The organism is Aeribacillus sp. FSL k6-2211, assembly GCF_037966125.1.
Taxonomy (GTDB): Bacteria; Bacillota; Bacilli; order Bacillales; family Aeribacillaceae; genus Aeribacillus; species Aeribacillus composti.
Genome location: NZ_CP150190.1, coordinates 3,978,279 through 3,997,116, shown reverse-complemented (window position 1 = coordinate 3,997,116; position 18,838 = coordinate 3,978,279). Strand labels below are relative to the sequence as shown.

The 18,838-nt window shown below is 39.5% G+C and carries 18 protein-coding genes and 1 pseudogene; 12 read left to right on the top strand and 7 right to left on the bottom strand.

Going from position 1 to position 18,838, the window contains the following annotated elements; genetic code table 11:
- Positions 1–17: 17 nt before the first annotated feature.
- The 8 genes and pseudogenes from NSU19_RS19180 to NSU19_RS19145 all read left to right on the top strand — a co-directional run bounded on the left by NSU19_RS19180 (position 18) and on the right by NSU19_RS19145 (position 8,642).
- Complete coding sequence (locus tag NSU19_RS19180) at positions 18–1,403, top strand: 2-oxo acid dehydrogenase subunit E2 (RefSeq protein WP_339198086.1); 1,386 nt, start codon at positions 18–20, stop codon at positions 1,401–1,403.
- A gap of 383 nt (positions 1,404–1,786) precedes the next feature.
- Positions 1,787–2,368 carry a class D sortase gene (locus NSU19_RS19175; protein WP_339198083.1) on the top strand — a complete coding sequence of 194 codons (582 nt, stop codon included), beginning with the start codon at positions 1,787–1,789 and terminating at the stop codon, positions 2,366–2,368.
- Between the two features lie 731 nt (positions 2,369–3,099).
- Positions 3,100–3,579: pseudogene (locus NSU19_RS19170) on the top strand (sugar phosphate isomerase/epimerase); the annotation flags it as partial.
- A 496-nt stretch (positions 3,580–4,075) separates the two neighbouring features.
- Positions 4,076–5,284 (top strand): ABC transporter substrate-binding protein, encoded by a 1,209-nt coding sequence (locus NSU19_RS19165; protein ID WP_063389097.1) that lies wholly within the window; start codon positions 4,076–4,078, stop codon positions 5,282–5,284.
- A gap of 21 nt (positions 5,285–5,305) precedes the next feature.
- Entirely contained in the window at positions 5,306–6,178 is an 873-nt protein-coding gene (locus tag NSU19_RS19160) for a branched-chain amino acid ABC transporter permease (protein WP_063389096.1), read from the top strand.
- The gene (locus tag NSU19_RS19155; protein WP_327856166.1) at positions 6,175–7,173 is read left to right on the top strand and encodes a branched-chain amino acid ABC transporter permease; all 999 of its coding nucleotides are present in this window, start codon (positions 6,175–6,177) and stop codon (positions 7,171–7,173) included. The genes NSU19_RS19160 and NSU19_RS19155 overlap by 4 nt, the downstream gene beginning before the upstream one ends.
- 10 nt (positions 7,174–7,183) lie before the next feature.
- On the top strand, positions 7,184–7,957 hold the full coding sequence (locus NSU19_RS19150) for an ABC transporter ATP-binding protein (RefSeq protein ID WP_117016884.1): 774 nt from the start codon (positions 7,184–7,186) through the stop codon (positions 7,955–7,957).
- On the top strand, positions 7,950–8,642 hold the full coding sequence (locus NSU19_RS19145) for an ABC transporter ATP-binding protein (protein WP_066251407.1): 693 nt from the start codon (positions 7,950–7,952) through the stop codon (positions 8,640–8,642). The genes NSU19_RS19150 and NSU19_RS19145 overlap by 8 nt, the downstream gene beginning before the upstream one ends.
- Before the next feature lie 597 nt (positions 8,643–9,239).
- Here NSU19_RS19145 and NSU19_RS19140 read toward each other — a convergent pair.
- Positions 9,240–10,352 carry a cobalamin-independent methionine synthase II family protein gene (locus tag NSU19_RS19140; protein WP_339198079.1) on the bottom strand — a complete coding sequence of 371 codons (1,113 nt, stop codon included), beginning with the start codon at positions 10,350–10,352 and terminating at the stop codon, positions 9,240–9,242.
- A gap of 188 nt (positions 10,353–10,540) precedes the next feature.
- Positions 10,541–11,068, bottom strand: a complete 528-nt coding sequence (locus tag NSU19_RS19135; protein ID WP_066251402.1) for a YceI family protein — start codon at positions 11,066–11,068, stop codon at positions 10,541–10,543.
- Positions 11,069–11,611: 543 nt separating this feature from the next.
- On the opposite strand from NSU19_RS19135, the gene NSU19_RS19130 reads away from it, so the two are divergent.
- Positions 11,612–12,061: an alpha/beta hydrolase gene (locus tag NSU19_RS19130; RefSeq protein ID WP_117016880.1), complete on the top strand. Its 450-nt coding sequence runs from the start codon at positions 11,612–11,614 to the stop codon at positions 12,059–12,061.
- Between the two features lie 190 nt (positions 12,062–12,251).
- Entirely contained in the window at positions 12,252–12,416 is a 165-nt protein-coding gene (locus tag NSU19_RS19125) for a hypothetical protein (RefSeq protein ID WP_339198076.1), read from the top strand.
- 101 nt (positions 12,417–12,517) lie between these two features.
- Here NSU19_RS19125 and NSU19_RS19120 read toward each other — a convergent pair whose 3' ends face one another.
- Positions 12,518–13,168 carry an HAD family hydrolase gene (locus NSU19_RS19120; RefSeq protein ID WP_339195854.1) on the bottom strand — a complete coding sequence of 217 codons (651 nt, stop codon included), beginning with the start codon at positions 13,166–13,168 and terminating at the stop codon, positions 12,518–12,520.
- Between the two features lie 601 nt (positions 13,169–13,769).
- Positions 13,770–14,555 carry an HAD family hydrolase gene (locus NSU19_RS19115; RefSeq protein ID WP_094244755.1) on the bottom strand — a complete coding sequence of 262 codons (786 nt, stop codon included), beginning with the start codon at positions 14,553–14,555 and terminating at the stop codon, positions 13,770–13,772.
- A 182-nt stretch (positions 14,556–14,737) separates the two neighbouring features.
- Here NSU19_RS19115 and NSU19_RS19110 point away from each other — a divergent pair, with 182 nt between their 5' ends.
- Positions 14,738–15,037: a hypothetical protein gene (locus tag NSU19_RS19110; RefSeq protein ID WP_094244754.1), complete on the top strand. Its 300-nt coding sequence runs from the start codon at positions 14,738–14,740 to the stop codon at positions 15,035–15,037.
- 416 nt (positions 15,038–15,453) lie between these two features.
- Here NSU19_RS19110 and NSU19_RS19105 read toward each other — a convergent pair whose 3' ends face one another.
- From NSU19_RS19105 to NSU19_RS19095, 3 genes are read right to left on the bottom strand one after another with little or no spacing between them, the layout of a single operon-like run.
- Positions 15,454–16,182, bottom strand: a complete 729-nt coding sequence (locus tag NSU19_RS19105) for an amino acid ABC transporter ATP-binding protein (RefSeq protein WP_339200059.1) — start codon at positions 16,180–16,182, stop codon at positions 15,454–15,456.
- Positions 16,173–16,829, bottom strand: a complete 657-nt coding sequence (locus NSU19_RS19100; protein WP_339198073.1) for an amino acid ABC transporter permease — start codon at positions 16,827–16,829, stop codon at positions 16,173–16,175. The genes NSU19_RS19105 and NSU19_RS19100 overlap by 10 nt, the downstream gene beginning before the upstream one ends.
- A gap of 58 nt (positions 16,830–16,887) precedes the next feature.
- Entirely contained in the window at positions 16,888–17,709 is an 822-nt protein-coding gene (locus tag NSU19_RS19095) for a basic amino acid ABC transporter substrate-binding protein (RefSeq protein WP_339198070.1), read from the bottom strand.
- 304 nt (positions 17,710–18,013) lie between these two features.
- On the opposite strand from NSU19_RS19095, the gene thiM reads away from it, so the two are divergent.
- On the top strand, positions 18,014–18,820 hold the full coding sequence (thiM, locus tag NSU19_RS19090; protein WP_339198067.1) for a hydroxyethylthiazole kinase: 807 nt from the start codon (positions 18,014–18,016) through the stop codon (positions 18,818–18,820).
- The last annotated feature ends 18 nt before the right edge of the window (positions 18,821–18,838 follow it).

Below are 18,838 nucleotides of genomic sequence, written 5' to 3'. Positions count from 1 at the left end.
TTTCACAGGAGGCCAACATGATTATTGAAATTAAATTGCCGCAATTGTCGGAAGAATATAATGAGAGCTTAATTGCATTTTGGCATGTGTCTGAAGGGGATGAGGTGGAGCAAAATGACATACTTGTTGAAGTTCAAACGGAAAAGGCGGTATCGGAGCTGCATGCACCTGCAAGCGGAATCGTGAAGGAAATCCGTAAAAAAAGAGGAGATACAGCATCTGTCGGCGAAGTGCTTGCAACAATTGAAACAGCTGAACGCGACGGGCAGCCTGACATCAAACAAGAAGAAACGAATGAAAGATTGAAAGAACAAGAAAGATCGGAAGGACAAGCAGCGACGGAGCAAAAAGTCGAGAAAAAGGCGACGCCGCGCGTGAAGAAATTAGCGAAAGAGCTAGGGGTGGATTGGCGGCTTGTGGAGCCGACTGGTTTAAACGGGAAAGTAACGGAAGAGGATATTCGCAACGAGCACAAGAAAAGGGAAAAAGAGAAGCAAACAAATTCTTCATTCATAGTTGCCGCTCCATCCGTGCGCAAATTTGCAAGAGAACATCAAGTGAATCTTGAAGAGGTAACTCCATCGGGTCCAAACGGCAAAATATTAAAAGAAGATATTGAGGCCGTGATCAATAGGCGCAAAAATCAGCTGCATGAGATGGAAAGTCCGCAAAAAAATCCGAAGGAAGAAACAAAGATCAATTCGATACAAGATGAATATATTCCGCTTTCAAACATTCGCAAATTCATTGCACGTTCAATGGTTCATTCGAAAAAGACGATTCCGCATGTAACACATTTTGATGAAGTGAATGTTACAAAGCTTGTTCAGCATCGGCAAAGCGTAAAATCATTTGCGGAAGAGGAAGCAATCAAACTCACCTATTTAGCTTATGTTGTGAAAGCATTGACGATCGTTTTGAAAAAGTATCCACAATTAAACGCTTCCTTTCATGAAGAACGTGAAGAAATCATTTTGAAGAAACAATACCATATCGGTTTTGCGGCTGATACAGACCGCGGTCTTGTCGTTCCGGTCATACGGCATGCAGACCAAAAAACATTATTTCAAATTGCTAAAGAAATTCACGAGCTTTCCCTAAAGGCAAGAGATGGTTCTATTCAAGCGGATGAAATGACAGGCTCTACATGTACGATATCGAATATTGGATCAGCTGATGGCGCATGGTTTACACCGATTATCAACCATCCGCAATCGTGTATTCTTGGCATCGGCCGGATCGAGAAAAAGCCTATTGTGGTCAATGATTCAATTGAAATTGCATCCATGATGGCGTTATCGCTCAGTTATGACCACCGGATAATGGACGGAGTGTTGGCACAAAAAGCATTGAACGAGCTAAAAAAATATTTGAACGAGCCAAATTTCATTTTTGTCAATTAATGTGGGTTTGAAGAAATATAGACAATATTGGGGCTGTTCAGACAGTCAAATCTCCATTGAAAACAAAAAACATCAAATATCAACGTTTTTAAAGGGGCACGTCTATAAGCCGAAAAAGTCTTATAGACAAGCCCCTTTGTCCTTCACAACAATTTTAAATTCTGCCCTTGAGACGTTCTTACTTTTTTACTTATTTCAGATCAATTGAAAACAGACCGACGCCCAGCATTTTTATGGGCTGCTTTAACAGGTTTCCCTAAGAACAGTAGCTGGGGTCCGATTATTTTATTTTTTGGTTTTCTCCGCAAAATGAAGCGGATGTCTTCTCGACTTTTTATGGTAAAATAATTAACAACAGTCTCAATTAAAGGAAGAGGATGCATGTGAAAAAATGGCTGCCCATTTTGTTTATTGGCTGTGGTTTGTTTTGTGTCGCATATGGCGGATGGAAGTTATGGTCAATGCACAGCGCACAAAATGAGGCGTTGAAGGAAGCCCATCAGCTTGTTGGTGCAGAAGGTCTAAAGAAAAAGGAGAGAAGCGAAGTTGTACCAAGCGACTTTCAACCGAAAATGGACGAGGTGATTGGCATTTTGCACATCCCGAAACTTAAAGCACAATTGCCGATCGTTGAGGGGACGGATGCAGACGAATTGGAGAAAGGCGTCGGTCATTACAGAGGAACTGCTTTTTCTGGGCAAAACGACCAAATCGTTTTATCAGGACATCGGGATACAGTTTTTCGCAATGTTGGCGATTTAAAAATTGGAGATGAACTCATTGTTGAAATGGAGTATGGCCGTTTCACATATTTGATTCAAGAAACAGAGATTGTTGATGCCGATGATCGAACAGTGATCCGATCTACTGCTCCAAACGAAGTTTTAACGTTAACAACATGCTATCCGTTCGGTTATATTGGAAATGCGCCACAACGATATATTATTTATGCGGTACCGGCATAATTCAGTGGAAAAACGAGCCCTTGCTTATAAAGCATCAAGGGTTCTTTTTTGTTTTAATAAAGTCATTCAGCCGTCTATCCGTTACTGTTCATTTAGCATTTAAATGAAGTTAAATGAGCGGTAATTGAATGATAAATTTGGGGCTTTAATCGCAGATTAAGGCGATGTCGATTTCAAATTATTTCACAATAAGATCCAATGGGCATTCATAAATAAAAATTTCTATTTTTTGATCGGAGAGTTGTTCGAGTTTTGTTTGTCAATATTTCATGTTTTTTATTTCATTTCTGTACACGTGCATGTATGCTGGATGTCTCTTGCAATTGGCAGTATATTTTACACTTTACATCTGCATCTTGCTGAAAAAAAAGCGTCTGCTAAACTGTCTGGATGCATAATATTGGATTACCTGTTATAAATATATCAACGCTTGCAGCCATTACTAGACCGTTTTTTTTCTATTGGCACTCATTGGCGCAGTTATTTCTGTGATTGGAATATTTGCCATCGGATACAATGTGTTGCGTAGTTTGAAGAATTGACTTTGTCAATCATTTAAAATGCCGCCTCGGAATATATAACAATTTGTTTTTTATTCTAAAAACCTTTTTTTCCCTTTTAACCGCTAATAAAGTTTTACAAACAATTAATTTTTAAAAAAGTAGAAAAAGTATTGCTTTATAATCATCTAGTTGTCGGCGGGGGAGCTGTACGTTCAAACGGGATTTTATAAAATTGCTTTTGAAATGCACCCAGGTTTTATTGTTTACAATCCTGAAACTTTATTAAAGTTAAGAGAAAATGTAGGGCCAAGTATTGGAGCGAATTTTGATCCAAGCCATCTTATTTGGCAAGGCATTGATCCTGTTGAAGCAATAAAAAAATTAGGACGTGAAAATGCCATATTTCATGTACACGCTAAAGATACTTATTTGGATCAAGCAAATATACAAGTGAATGGCGTTTTAGATACAAAGCATTACAGTAAAATTTTGGACCGATCATGGACATTTCGGTCGGTTGGCTATGGCCAAGGTGAAAAAGTGTGGAAGGATATTGTAAGTGCCTTGCGTGCTGCCGGATATGATTATGTTCTTTCAATTGAACATGAGGATATGCTGGCATCCATTGATGAAGGATTAGGAAAGGCAGTAAGCTTATTAAAGCAAATTCTTTTTAAAGAAGAAGTTGCTGAAATGTGGTGGGCATAACAGTCACATTGTAAAGGCAATCCCTAGGGAATTTTGAGAGTCCCTAGGTTTTTTTATTTGGGTTACGATGGGCATCACTTTTAATGCTTATTTTTTTGCGGAAAGTCCTCTGCAAATAAAAGCTTAGGATAATCATCTGTCTTTCTTAAACAATTACGAATAAAATTTATTCATTAAGCCATTTGTTTGTATGACGAGTGTAAAAAAAATAAATAATAAAATTTTCGTTATTAAAGAAAAAATGAAGATTGAATGATGAGAAAAACAAGAATTTCCAGCGTTTTCTGCGACGATCATAGATTTCATTAACTATATGTTTTTTTGACGAAATGAATAAAAAATATTGAAATTTTAAAAATTCAGATATATTATAATATTTGAAATATTAGTTCCGGAGGAAAAGGGAGGAGAAAAGATACCCAGGAAAATGAAAGCGTTTTAAAAACGGGAGGCGAATTTTGAAAGCGTTTTACTTGACAAGTACGGGGGGATTTTGATGAAAAAGAAGTTATTTTTGATTATGCTAGTTGTTTTCTTAGCCGTTTTATCGGCTTGTGGCAACAGCGCGATTCAGTCAACATCGAAAAAAGAAGAAGGCGGGAGCAAAAGCGGAGGAACAATAAAAATTGGTGTGCTGCTTCCAGATTCGGGGGTTTATGCTTCACTTGGAAAGCATTTGCACAAAGGTATGGAGCTGTATTTTGACAGCATTGATTGGAAAATTGGATCCAAAAAAATCGAAATTATTAAAGAAGACAGTGAAGCTGATCCGCAAGTAGCATTAAGGAAAGCGAGAAAATTGATTGATCAAGATAAAGTGGACATTTTAACAGGAACGGTAAGCACGGCGGTAGCCTATGCCATTCGCGATGAAGTGGATAAGAAAAAAATTCCGTTCCTTGTTTCGCATGCGGGAGGAAATGATTTAACGAGAAGCAAACGAAGTGACTATATTTGGCGTTCTTCTTTTTCCTCGTGGCAGATTGGCAATTCATTAGGAGAATGGGCGTTTCATAACGTAGGAAAGACAATGTACATTGCAGCAGCAGATTATGCGTTTGGACGGGAAGTATCTGAAGCGTTTAAAGAAGCTTATACTGCCGCAGGAGGAAAAATTGTCGGTGAAGTTTACCCGCCTCTCGGAAACAATGATTATTCCTCTTATTTGACCACGATTAAAAATGCAAAGGCTGAAGCAGTATATGCATTTTTCGCAGGAAGTGATGCGGTGAGATTTGTTCAGCAATACGATCAATTCGGGTTAAAAGAAGATAAGAAATTAATTGGTTCCGGCTGGCTTGTTTCAGAGGACGTGCGGAAATCACAAGGAAACGCAGGAGTTGGAACAATTTCCTCTATTTTCTGGGATTATAGTATAAAAACAGAAGAAAATAGACAGTTTAAAGAGGCTTTTGAAAAGAAATATAATGAACGCCCGACCATTGAAGCATTGGAAGGCTATGATGCTGCCAAAATTATTGCAGAAGCGCTGACAACGCTTGACGGCGACGCCTCAGATCCAGATAAAGTGGTAGAAGCGATTTCTAATGTTGAATTCATAAGCCCGAGAGGCCCGATTAAGTTTGACAAGGAGACCCACCACGTTATTCAAAACATGTATATCATTGAAACCAAGCTTGTGAATGGACAGACGGAAAACGAAGTGATCGAAATTATTGAAGAGGTGAGAGATCCAGGAAAATAGATAAAAAAAGAGGTGATAATCATGGATATTATCGGGGCGCAGCTAGTAAACAGCATTTCATACGGGCTTTTGCTCTTCGTCATTACATGCGGATTGTCGCTCGTCTTTGGCATTTTAGGAGTATTGAACTTGGCGCATGGATCGTTGTATATGATAGGAGCTTATGTCTCATATTCGATTACCGTCCATTCTGGACAAAATTTTTGGCTTGCCTTAATCATTGCACCTTTAGCAGTAGCTGTTTGCTCTCTCATTATTGAAATGATCTTATTGCGGCCGACTTATCAGCTAGGGCACCTGTCACAAGTATTGTTAACATTTGGGCTTGCGTATGTCATTCATGATATGACAGCGGCGATATGGGGATCGGATGTTTTATCGATCCCTTTGCCTCAAAGTTTATCAGGTACGGTAACCTTATTTAATCAAGCCTTTCCTGTCTATCGTTTAGCTGTAATTGCAATAGGTTTAATTTTAGCGGGGCTGTTGTGGTTCATTCAAGAAAAAACGCGCTGGGGGGCGATCATTCGCGCTGGACTGAGCGATAAAGAGATGATATGTGCTTTAGGTGTAAATATTCAACTAGTTTTTACCGTCGTGTTTTTCATAGGGGGATATTTAGCAGGTTTTGGCGGAGTCATTGCTGCGCCGATCCTCGGGCTTTATCCAAGCATGGAATTCCAAACGCTTATTTTGGCATTAGTTGTTCTCGTTATAGGGGGTTTAGGGTCGATCGCTGGAACGTTTGTGGCCAGCTTAACGATTGGGATTGTTGAGACTTTTTGCCGATTTTTAGTTCCTGAGTTAAGCTTGTTCGTTGTTTTCGGATTAATGGCGGTCGTCTTAATCGTCAAACCGAACGGATTGCTCGGAAGGCAGGTGGTTAAGCATTGAACAAAAAAGGTTTCGTTCTTATTGCCGCAGTTATGTTGCTCATCTTTTCCCCCTTTATCTTTTCTTTGTTTTATTTAAATTTGGTAACTGAAATTTTAATTTTAGCTATTTTCGCTCTTAGTTTAAATATTTTGGTCGGATATACCGGGCTGGTTTCGCTTGGCCACGCGGCGTTTTTTGGAGTCGGGGCTTATATGTCCGCCATTCTTGCAAGGGAGATATCTCCAAACTTTTTCCTTACTCTTTTCGCCTCGCTTGCGGCTGCAATCATTGCATCCGCCATCATCGGAATTTTTTGCGTAAAGGTGAGCGGCTTTTATTTTCTTATGTTAACATTGGCTTTTTCGCAAATGATTTATTCATTTGTCCACCAGTCAACGACTATCACGGGCGGTTCAAACGGATTATCAGGCATTCCAAGCCCTTTAATTGGATCACTTGATTTTTCAAACCCGGTTTACTTTTATTATTTGATATTGCTTTTGTTTATATTGATCTATGGCGGTTTAAGCCTCATCGTACACTCCCCTTTTGGGCAAGTATTAATAGGGATTCGCGAAAACGAAACAAGATTGAAATCGATGGGCTATCATACAACACTATATAAGCTTGCCGCATTTGTTTTAGCCGGCGGGCTCGGCGGAGTAGCAGGATCGTTATATACAAGCTTTAACAGCTTCATTTCGCCTAGCGATGTATATTGGACGATGTCTGGCTCTGTTTTAATTATGGTTCTTATCGGCGGTTCCGGAACAATGATCGGGCCCGTTTTGGGAGCAGCATTTATCGTCATTTTAGAAACGATTGTCAGCTCTTATACGACCATGTGGATGATGATTATCGGGATTATCTTTATCTTGTTTGTCGTATTTTTCCCAAAAGGAATTGTCGGGCTTGGAAAATTGCTCTTTCAGTCATTTTCAAAATCCAACAAGCTGTCAGCTATTTCCGGAAAAAAATCCAATGCGTTGTATAACAATGATGTGAAGAATTGAGGGATGGGGCATGGAGAATCCTGTAATCTTGAAGATTGATCGCGTCGGCATGCATTTTGGCGGTCTTGAAATTCTTAAGGATGTTTCATTGGAAGTGAAAAAAGGTGAGCGGATAGGCATTATCGGTCCGAATGGAGCCGGGAAAACGACCTTTTTCAACATTTTAACCGGCGACCTGAAGCCGAGCAGCGGGTCTATTTATTATAAAGGAGAAAATATAACGAATGTTGCCAACTTTAAACGGACAAACGCCGGAATCGTCCGCACCTTTCAACGAAACAATTTGTTGAACGAACTGACGGTGCTTGACAATTTATTATTAGTTTTACAGCGGAAACATCATTTGCAAAACGTGTGGTTTAAAAAGAGAAACGAAAAAAAATACCCGAAGCTTTTCGAGGAAGCAAACCAATTGATCAAAACTTGGGGATTGGAAAAGCGCGCAAATGAAATAGTGAAAAAGCTGTCATACGGCGAACAGCGGCAAATCGAAATTTTGCTTGGCATTGCGATCAATCCGCAAGTTTTATTATTAGATGAGCCGACTGCCGGCATGTCGCAGGCGGAAACGGATTATATTGTCGATTTGCTGCACAATTTGCCGAAGGACTTGACCGTTTTAATTATTGAGCATGATTTGGAGGTCGTATTTGGACTGGCGGATAGAATGGTCGTTTTATATGACGGAGGAATTCTCATTGACGGCGATCCAAATGAAGTGAGAAACGACAGGAGGGTGAACGAAATATATATTGGAAAGGAGGAAGCGGCAGCACATGCTTAAAGTTTCAGATTTAAATACATTTTACGGCGACAGCCACGTCCTCCATAATGTTTCGTTAACGGTTGAACAAGGCAAGGTAACCGTCCTGCTGGGAAGAAACGGAATGGGGAAAACAACAACGATTCATTCTATCATGGGAATCATTCAATCAAAAAAAGGAAAAATTGTGTTTGAAGAACAGGAAATTCAATCAAAGACGAGCTTCCAGGTTTCGAAATTAGGCGTTGCTCTTGTTCCGCAAGGGAGAAGAATATTTCCGAATTTGACTGTAAAGGAGAATTTAATGACCACTTATAGGCCTGCCGAAAATGGCTGGACATTAGAACAAATTTATGACACGTTTCCAAGGCTGAAAGAAAGAGAAGCATCGATGGGAGGGGCTTTGAGCGGGGGAGAGCAGCAAATGCTCTCAATTGGACGCGCTTTGTTAACGAATCCTAAATTACTGCTGCTTGACGAGCCGTCAGAAGGATTGTCCCCATTGATGGTTCAGGAAGTGAAACGGATTATTCGTGAATTAAAGAAGCAAGGTCTTACAATGCTTTTAGTTGAACAAAATTTATCGATGGCGCTTGAGCTTGCAGACCGCATATATATTTTAAACAAAGGCTCGATCGTGTTTGAAGGCTCTCCCGACGAATTAAGCTCTGCTGTAAAGCATAAATATTTGCTGTTAAGTTCGTAAATTGTTCAGAAACATCTGATGATGATGCTGTCAAAAAGAAAAAGGGGCTCTTAGAAAGTCAAATCGCCATTGAAAACAAAAAATCATAAACACCGATATAACAACGTTTCTAAAATTAATGGGGGCTAATAAGCCGTAAAATCGACTTATTAGCCCCCCTTTTTTACATATTTTCCAGAATAATAGAACGGAAGAAACAGGTCATTACGGTGATTTTCCTAAATAAACTGATGAGCGGGCAGCACCTTATTTTGCAAAAATAAATTGTCGGCGATTTGCAATCAAATTTTCCAAAAGAAAAACAGAGCTGCTGCAATTTACGGGTATCATTTCTAGAAATATTGATTCTTGATGCATAACCCGAATAGAGCTTTCGCAAAGCAGAAAAAGGTTCAATTTGGAACTCTTACATGCTGCAATTGCTTCGGAATGAACGATGAAACCAATCAATATAGGTAAAGCAAGCTGCTGCCCTTTATCGAAATTCCGCCACATTCTGTCCGCAAGCCTCGCTTAATCGATAGTTCATTGCACGAAATTCACGTTCGACAGGCTCTTAACATTACACACTTATGTAAGTATTTCTTTAGTAAACGATTATTTCCAAACCTCTTCGGCAATTTCTACGACATGGCGCAGTTTTGCCCATTGCTCGTCTTCTGTGAGCAAGTTTCCTTCCTCAGTTGATGCAAAACCGCACTGAGGGCTTAAGCAAAGCTGATTGAGATCAACAAATCGGGATGCTTCATCAATGCGCCGTTTAATTTCATCCTTATTTTCTAATTCTCCAAATTTTGACGTGATCAAGCCGAGAACGATGGATAAATTTGACCGGTTTACGAAGCGAAGGGGTTCAAAGCCGCCGGCTCTTTCGCTGTCGTATTCCAAAAAGAAGCCGTCCACATTTACGCCTTCAAACAATATTTCCGCCACTGGCTCATAGCCGCCGGATGAAATCCAAGTGGAACGGAAATTGCCTCGGCATATGTGCATCGTAATTCTCATATCATCAGGACGATTGGCAACAGCTTCATTAATTGTTTTCGCATACAATTGTCCTAACGTATCCGGATTTAAGCCGCGGGCCCGCATTTGCTCCTTTTGCTCTTCTGAACAAAGATATGCCCATGATGTATCATCCAGCTGCAAATAACGGCATCCAGCATCGTAAAATGCTTGAATTGCTTTTTTATACGTTTGGGCTAAATCGTGGAAAAACTCGTCTTGATCTTCATAAGCGCTTTTTTCAATCGTCCCTCTGAAATGAAGCATGCTCGGGCTCGGGATAGTCATTTTGGCTGTATGGCCGGAAGCGATGCTGTTTAGAAACTTGAAATCTTCAAGCATCGGATGGCCATTGAAATCTAGTTTGTCAACAACTTTAATAGAATGAGATTTTGTTTGTTTTTTATGGAATTGGATTCCGGTCTCTGTGTCGTATCCTTCAACACCTACTAAATTTTCAAGGAAGTCAAAGTGCCACCAAGCTCTTCGGAATTCGCCGTCTGTCACCGCTTTGAGGCCAATTTCCTTTTGTTTTTCGACGATGCGTGTGATTTCTTCGTTTTCCACCTCTCTTAATTGCTCAGCTGTTATTTCCCCATTTGCTTTTTTCAATCGGGCTTGTTTAATTCGGTCTGTTCTCAACAGACTGCCTACATGATCTGCTCGGTAAGGCGGCAAGTGGCGTTGCAATGATTGATGGGACATATGCTGTTTTCCTCCTTCTCCGGTTGAAATATTATGAATAATAACAAAAAATGAAAGAAAAGTAAACTTTATAAGCAGGGGGATTTTTCATTAGAGAGGTATGAATGACATTTTTTGATAAATTTTCATAAAATAAAAGCCCTCAGCCGCCATGTGCGGCCAAGGGCAAATCACTTGCCTGCGAAAGATTAGCTAATGACAAATTCGAAGCTGCCGAATAATTTTACATCTTTGCCGATGAGGAATCCTCCTGTTTCAAGAGCAGCGTTCCATGTTAAACCATAGTCTTCGCGATTGATTTTTCCTTCTACATCAAATCCTGCGACAATGCTTCCGTCCAACGGGTTTTTCGATTGACCGTTGAATTCTACTTTGAACGTTTCGGTTCTAGTAACATTTCTAATTGTCAATTTTCCTGTTACTTCATAGTCATCGTCGGAAACCTTTTTAATAGATTCGCTGACAAACGTGATGACCGGATAGTTTTCGACATCAAAAAAATCCCCGGAACGAAGATGGTTGTCTCTGTCTTCATTTTTTGTGTCAATAGAAGAAGCTTGAATTGTTACTTTTACTTTTGCAGATTCGAGCTGATCGACATCGCCGTCAACTTCTACATCAAATTGTGTGAATTCTCCCTTTGCTTTGGAAACCATTAAGTGTTTTACTTGGAAAGAAATAGAGCTGTGCACCTTATCTAATTGAAAATTTGCCATTTTTTATTTTCCTCCTTTTGTTTTGATATTATCATAACCGAAAAATATCTCGAATTCAAATATTTTTATATAAATATTTTTTGACAAGGTAAAAGAAAAAAGAACCAATTTTGATAAGATATTCTTTAAGAAGACAGTGGACAAGGCCCATATACTTAGAGGGGATTTTTTTGAAACGAAAAGAGCAAATATTTCGTCATTATTAAGAAAAAGGCTCTGCTTCCTTATTGACGAAAAGCACCCTTTAGAAAATTCGCGTTTTTTATTTTTGTTTAACCTCTGCAAGCAATTGGCCTATTGCAAAGGAATCAGGGCGGGAGAGATGGTTCGAATGGCGTTGGCATAGCCGATCAATAGAATGTTTTATAGAGAGAAGTGAAAGAATGAACAGTAAAAAGAAATCTTGATTTTGGATAATTCCAAAAAATATTTTTTTGTTTATGATTACAGCGGCTCTGATTGAGGCGTTTTCCATCACATCATGACAGTGTATAAGCAAAATATCCACCATTAGGACAATTAGTTGAAGTAGATGGAAAGAATATGCACGTTTATACAAAAGGTGATGGAGAAAACACGATTGTGTTATTAAGCGGTTTAGGCACAGCAGCTCCCGTGTTAGATTTCGAACCCTTAGTAAATGAATTGGCAAAGAATCATAAAGTGGTCGTAGTAGAGAGCTTTGGATATGGATGGAGCAACGTAACGAATAAGGAACGAACAGTGGAAAATATAGTGGAGGAAATTAGAACCACTCTAAAAAAATCAAATATAGAAGGTCCATACATATTGATGCCGCACTCTATTTCTGGCATATACAGCATGTATTATGCTAATGCATATCCAGATGAAGTGAAAGCAGTTATAGGGATTGATTTCACCTTGCCGCAGGTTTTAGAGTATTTCGGCGAGTCAGCTCCAACAATGTCCGAATATATGAAGTATGTTTTCACCAACTGGAATTGCACGATTGGCATTATATATCATTCCTGATGATTTCCTTCCTAGTAGCTGAAAAAGGTACTTATTCCGAAGAGAATTTAACAATGACCAAAGCCATTTCTAGGCATATCAGGCGGGAAAGTTAAATTGACTGTTTGCTCAATATATTTTTTATTTCATTTGCTTCTTGTTGTATCCTTTGTCTTGATTTTTACTTCGAAAGAAGATCGAGTGAACGAAGATGGGAAATCCAATGGTAACGTTTTATCAAACGCAATTAAGCCGCAGTTTTTCAAGTAAAATAGTTACTTTAGAAGGAAATCATTATCTTCATTGGACTCGTTATAAAGAAATGAGTGCACACGTAAATGATTTCACGAAAACATTTGCAGGTGGTGTTCATTGAGGAAGCAGCTAGATAAAGGACCTCCTTGGGGGTTCTTTATCTAGCGGGATTATCAAATATTATTTGATAGAGCTTTAGCATTAATACGAGATTTTAATTCTTTATTGTTCAATAAGTTTTATGACATCACTTAAACTTTTTTCTGCCATGGATTGAAGTCGTAAATCATAATTTTCGAAAGGTAAAGACTTCGTTACTGGATTTGGCACAATTACGCATTTCAGTCCAGCAGCTAGAGCTGCTTGGAGCCCATTTAAAGAATCTTCAAATGCTAATGCTTCATTTGAGCTGATATTTAAGGCATCAACTGCTTTTAAATACAAATCAGGTGCCGGTTTTACCTTCTCAACATCATCCTGTGTGATAATAGTATTAAAATAGTTTAACACCCCAAGTTCATCTAAATAATGAGTTACCCACTCCCTTGTGGAGCTTGAAGCAATAGCAATTTTATATCCTAAATCGTTTGCTTCTTGCAAATAATCCTTTACACCTTCACGTGCCTGAGGTGTTTTCATCTTTTCTTTATAAATGCTTTCTGCTTTGGTATCAATTTCCTCAATATTACAGCTTTCTCCCAATTGTTGTTTGAAAAACTCGTAAAGTACTGTATTATCTGACCCAACGCTTTTTACATAATGTTCAAGGGGCAAATCAACATTATAATAACCTAAAGTTTCTTTATAAGCCTCAAACCAGGGAGTCTCTGTGTCTATAATTAAACCGTCGAAATCAAAAATAATTGCTTTTATCAAAGCTTTTTCTCCTTTCCACTCATGAGGATAAAATAAATACACCTTCATAAACTATATGCAATAAAGTTAACTCAGTATGTTCCAGTAATTCTGAACACCAATCGATTGCTCATGATTTCAATAATAGTCTAATAGTTTCTTTTTATGCGGATAAAGGAATATATATTGTATCGGTTCACGCTCATAATTAGGAGCACATTTCCTGACCTTTCAGTTTATTTCGTCAAATAAATTAATTCGGTCCTCTCCCTGCCGCAAAACCTTCATCGCCCGTTTTTTCTTTCCAATGTGAACAAAGATGACTCACTTCGTTTTGAAGATGAAGGAAGACCAGTTTTCTATTTTCTGGTATTCGTCTAAGCAGAATAGAAGGACTCGGTCACATGGCAGCCGTTTTGGCAAAGACAGCTGCCTGGATCACGTTGCATCGAGTTCTTTTTTACCTGAAAATAGAAATGTTGTATTTTTCTTACTGTAAAACAACATCATGAACAATTTTTGCATTGTGCTCCAGCTGAATACCGAAACACAGTTTTGCATAATCTTTTTTTACAACTGTCTATTTGGCAGGGAAAAGACTATTACACAGTCTACTTACTTATTCAACGAGACCAAGCTTTTTCAAACCGTGATAGACACCGGAATTTGTTACGTCTGTTGTTTGGTGCTTCGCATATGGCAAAAGGTTTGGATCTGCGTTCCCCATTGCAAAACCTTCGCCGACTATTGAGAGCATCTCTTTATCATTCATGGCATCGCCAAAGGCAATGGCGCTTTCTTTTGGCACGCCAAGATAATTTAATATTGCTTTGACAGCTTTGCCCTTATTGACCTTTTCCCTAATGACATCGTAGCATTGGGCCAGGCCTTCGATATTCACTTGGGATAAGTATATAAGATCGTCTTTTTCATAAAGAGAAACATCGCGATCAGCTAAATTTAATATCGTCATTCCTAAAACTTGATCGATGATATCATACGAAAACAACTCATTTTTTTGTAAATGAAATTTTTGAATGAAATCTTTTATGGCAGGGGAATCAAACGAGCTAAGGACATTTTTTTCTCTTGTATACATGACGAGCTCATGTCCATGGTGTTTGGCGGTATGCACAAAGTTTTGAACAATATCTGGATTCATCGGCTCTTTTAAAATCTCGCGGCCCCTATAAACCGTAAATGCGCCGTTATAGCCAATAAACGATTGAACGTTCAGCTCTTTGCCGATATGCGAAATTTCATGCAAAGGTCTCCCTGTTGCCAGAAAGACCTCTACACCTTGTTTCTGAACTGCAGCTACAGCTCTTTTCGTAGATTCTTGAATTTGATCATCCGGTGTCAAAATTGTTCCGTCTATGTCCAAAAATAAAAGTTTATATGTCATCTCCATAAACTCCCGTTAAAAATTATTTTGTTGTAAGATTTTATCATAAAATAAAAATTGTGAAAACTCTAACAAGATGAATTGTCTTGCAAAAATAGTTTTTGTGCCGGGCTGAAGAATATTTGAAACATTTCAATTCGCCAATTCGTATATTGAAAAAACGGATACAGAGGTGGATTTATATGTCAGTAGTCAACATTTTAAAATGGGTAAGCGGGGGTCTTGAAGCATTTTTCGGAATTCCAGTTATAGGTGGAACGATTATATTATCTTTCCTATGGACGCCTTTGGCGTTTATGTTTGTACTGCACCTTGTGACGTTGATTTTTGCCATTATAACAAATAAAAACAAGCATGGCAGCATTTTAGGAATTATTACTTCCTGCATTGCATGGATTCCGATTGTTGGAATGGTGATGCATATCATAACGGCAATTTTCCTCTTGATCGATGCATACCGCGAGTATAAATATGAAATTTAAAGTTTTTTTGCTTACAGGGTCTTAGACCCTGTTTTTTTTTAGAAAAAAAGTTACTGACCTAAAAAAATTGGATGTGTTATCGGCATCTGTGCCTTCTGCTTTCTAATCCAAGATGAGAAATGTCAGTCTTCAAAAGCTGAACAACTTTGGTACAAGCCGCGATGCTACGACAATTCAAATAGTACTTCCAAGCAGGAACTTCAGGCTGGGAAATATACGAAAGGCTTACCGTCCAAACACTTTTGGATGCTGATGGCAAATAATATATGAAGAACGAGTGCGTAGTGCGTAAGAGGGGAGAAGCTCCATTGAGAAAAAGATAAAGGACAAGCTTTTCGGCTTGTCCGAAATGAATTCGTATGAGATTTGATTGAAAAGGAGTTTAAGTCAACCCGCATGCCGGATACTTGCCTTATTCACAGCACTTTGCTTAAAAAAGCTTTTGTTCGTTCGTGTTTAGGATTGTTAAAAAGCTCGCTAGGTGTGTTTTCCTCTACAATATATCCGCCGTCCATGAAAATCACTCGATCGCTAACTTCTTTGGCAAATCCGATTTCGTGTGTTACGACAATCATTGTCATTCCTTCGTTTGCCAATTCTTTCATGACATTCAGCACTTCACCGACCATTTCCGGATCAAGGGCGGAAGTTGGTTCGTCAAAAAGCATGACTTTTGGATTCATCGCCAACGCTCTGGCGATGGCCACCCTCTGTTTTTGCCCGCCTGATAATTCGTCAGGGTAGCTGTCGGCTTTTTCACTGAGCCCGACTTTTTTTAGCAGTGAAATCCCTCTTTCAATTGCTTCCTTTTCAGAAACTCCCTTTACTTTGACAGGTGCCAATATAATATTCTCAATTACTGTTTTGTGGGGAAATAAGTTAAACTGCTGGAATACCATGCCAACCTCTTGGCGCACTTTATTCATGTCCACGTGTGGATCGGTAATATCTTGTCCGTCGATGATAACTTGTCCTGAAGTAATGTCCTCGAGCTTGTTTAAACAGCGGAGAAACGTACTCTTCCCTGAACCGGAAGGGCCGATAACGCAGACAACTTCTTTTTCTTTAATGTCGACGCTGATATCTTTCAATACTTCTATTTTTCCAAAGTTCTTTTTTAAATGCTTCACCTGAATCATCCGGATTTTGTTCTCCTTTCAACAAAGCTTAATAATTTGCTTAAGGACAATGTCAGAACAAGATAGATGAGCGCAACGGTGAGGTATGGCTCCCATACAATATAATATTGCCCTTGCATTGCCCGTCCCCAATACATCAGTTCTGGAGTGGCAATAATCGCTGCAATCGACGATTCTTTAATAAGGACGACAAATTCGTTGCCAAGCGGCGGAATCATCCGTTTTGTCGCCTGCGGCAAAATAACGTAGCGCATCGCCTGTTTATGGCTCATGCCAAGCGATCTTGCCGCTTCCATCTGACCTTTGTCAATCGATTGAATGCCTGCCCGAAAAATTTCCGCTATATAGGCGGCGGAATTTAAGGAAAGTGCAACAATGGCAGCAATAACTCCATTTGTATCGCCGATTATCAGCGGTACGAGGCCAAAGTGGACAAGCAGCATTTGCACAAAAAGAGGCGTCCCTCGGAAAAATGTAACGTACCATGAAAAGGGCAGGCGAATAAATTTATTTTGAGCAATTTTCCCGATGCCGATGAAAAGACCTAAAACAGTGCCGATGGCGATCGCCGCAAGAGAAAGCCCAATTGTGACGAGCATTCCCTGGAAGAAAAAGGGCGCATATTCAGCTATCAGATCAAAACGAAAATTCATACATATATCTCCCCGCATGCATTGCCGGACAAGCAAAATGCCGGCGAAATGCTAAAAATTATTGCTGATTTTTTAATATATCGATATCTGGTTCTACACCAAACCATTTTTGGTAAATTTCACTGTACGTTCCGTTTTCCAATATTGAATTGATCGCTTTGTCAAGCTCTGCTTTCAATTTGCTTCCTTTCGGGAACATCAAACCGTAATATTCCGAATCAAAGTTTTCCGGATCTTTAATGGCTTTTAATTTTTTGTCAGGATTGTTTTTAATATATTCGTTGACAACCGCGTTATCGGCCACAACTGCGTCTGCGCCTCCGTTCAGAAGTTCCATGATCGCGAGGACGTTGTCTTCAAATTTTTTAACCGTTCCATCGCCGCCAAGTATTTTTTCGGCAGCGGTCTGGCCGGTTGTGCCATTTTGGACGGCAACCGTTTTTCCTTTCAGATCAAGCGCATTTTGAATATCGCTGTCTTCGGGAATTAAAATCATAAGTGTAGATTCAAAATATGGAACCGAAAAATCGTATGTTTGTTTGCGGTCTTCTGTAATGGACACAGAAGAAGCTGCCAAGTCGGCTTGTTTGCCTTGAACTTCTGCAAACATTGGATCCCATCCGGTATGCTTGATGTCTACATCATATCCGGCCTCTTTCGCCACTGCGTTGATAAAATCGATATCAAAGCCGACAACTTCACCTTTGTCCATATATTCAAACGGTGCGTATGCCGCGTTTGTCACTACTTTCAATGTTTTTTTCTCATCATTGCCGGCTGCATCGTTTTTGCCGGAATTGTTCGATCCGCAAGCGGAAAGCATAAACAGCAAAGTTGCCATAGCCGCAAAGGCTATTATTTTTCTCAAATATTGATTCATGTTGTACCTCCTAAAAAAAATATAGAAAACAAATTTTTGAAGATCCTTTCAACTTTATTCTGAAACATTATAAATGAACATGTATATTCTTTCAACAATTTGGATAATGATTCATACACATTTTTTATATGAAATGATTTACAATCCATTTTGATAATATAGTATTATAACATAATTTAACCACCGAAACTGCAGCGTGCCGATAAAAGTTTTGCATCTGATATAATGTCCTTAACAGCGTTTTGCTTTCGGGAAAAATGCTGCAAATAAGCGTTTTTTTTCCGATGTTGGAAGGAGTGAGATGATGAATATTGAAATGTTAGGTTCCGCACTGGAGAAGGTGCGCAGCCAAAATCCTCTTGTTCATAATATTACAAATGTCGTTGTCACCAATTTTACAGCAAATGGTTTGTTGGCGATTGGGGCTTCACCGGTAATGGCATATGCAAAGGAAGAAGTGGCGGATATGGCGAAAATAGCCGGCGCACTCGTCTTAAATATCGGGACGTTAACAAGTGATGTCGTGGAAGCGATGATACTTGCGGGAAAATCGGCAAACGAAAACGGCGTACCGGTCATTTTAGACCCTGTTGGCGCTGGCGCCACACCTTACCGGACAGAAGCTGCCCAACAAATATTAAAAGAGGTTCGTGTTTCCATCGTTCGCGGAAATGCGCCTGAAATTGCCAATGTTATCGGCGAAAAGCTCCAAATGAAAGGAGTGGATGCCGTTGGTTCAGCTGCCGATCCAGTTTTATTGGCTGAGAAAGCGGCAAAGCAGTTAAACGCTGTTGTCGTCATAACCGGGAAAGAAGACGTGGCGACAGATGGCCAAACGACATATCAAGTCCAGAACGGACATCCGATTTTAACAAAAGTAACGGGCACAGGCTGTCTGTTATCATCCATTATCGGCGCTTTTTCCGCAGTTGAACAAGATTTGCTCGTTGCCTCAGTGGCAAGCCTTGTCTCTTATGGTGTGGCGGCGGAAATAGCATACAGTGTGACAGAAGGCAGGGGACCGGGAAGCTTTCAAATCGAGTTTTTGAATCAATTGGAAAAAGTGACAAGCGACGACTTGAAGAAAAGGGGTTCATTTTGCCGAAAATAAGGGGCCAATGTTTTCAGC

What these genes read in the sequence shown, in the direction of transcription:
- NSU19_RS19180 (WP_339198086.1), top strand. Translation starts at nt 18, where the DNA reads ATGATTATTGAAATTAAATTGCCGCAATTGTCGGAAGAATATAATGAG.
- NSU19_RS19165 (WP_063389097.1), top strand. Translation starts at nt 4,076, where the DNA reads ATGAAAAAGAAGTTATTTTTGATTATGCTAGTTGTTTTCTTAGCCGTT.
- NSU19_RS19160 (WP_063389096.1), top strand. Translation starts at nt 5,306, where the DNA reads ATGGATATTATCGGGGCGCAGCTAGTAAACAGCATTTCATACGGGCTT.
- NSU19_RS19150 (WP_117016884.1), top strand. Translation starts at nt 7,184, where the DNA reads ATGGAGAATCCTGTAATCTTGAAGATTGATCGCGTCGGCATGCATTTT.
- NSU19_RS19145 (WP_066251407.1), top strand. Translation starts at nt 7,950, where the DNA reads ATGCTTAAAGTTTCAGATTTAAATACATTTTACGGCGACAGCCACGTC.
- NSU19_RS19140 (WP_339198079.1), bottom strand. Translation starts at nt 10,352, where the DNA reads ATGTCCCATCAATCATTGCAACGCCACTTGCCGCCTTACCGAGCAGAT.
- NSU19_RS19135 (WP_066251402.1), bottom strand. Translation starts at nt 11,068, where the DNA reads ATGGCAAATTTTCAATTAGATAAGGTGCACAGCTCTATTTCTTTCCAA.
- NSU19_RS19130 (WP_117016880.1), top strand. Translation starts at nt 11,612, where the DNA reads ATGCACGTTTATACAAAAGGTGATGGAGAAAACACGATTGTGTTATTA.
- NSU19_RS19125 (WP_339198076.1), top strand. Translation starts at nt 12,252, where the DNA reads ATGGGAAATCCAATGGTAACGTTTTATCAAACGCAATTAAGCCGCAGT.
- NSU19_RS19115 (WP_094244755.1), bottom strand. Translation starts at nt 14,555, where the DNA reads ATGACATATAAACTTTTATTTTTGGACATAGACGGAACAATTTTGACA.
- NSU19_RS19110 (WP_094244754.1), top strand. Translation starts at nt 14,738, where the DNA reads ATGTCAGTAGTCAACATTTTAAAATGGGTAAGCGGGGGTCTTGAAGCA.
- NSU19_RS19100 (WP_339198073.1), bottom strand. Translation starts at nt 16,829, where the DNA reads ATGAATTTTCGTTTTGATCTGATAGCTGAATATGCGCCCTTTTTCTTC.
- NSU19_RS19095 (WP_339198070.1), bottom strand. Translation starts at nt 17,709, where the DNA reads ATGAATCAATATTTGAGAAAAATAATAGCCTTTGCGGCTATGGCAACT.
- thiM (WP_339198067.1), top strand. Translation starts at nt 18,014, where the DNA reads ATGAATATTGAAATGTTAGGTTCCGCACTGGAGAAGGTGCGCAGCCAA.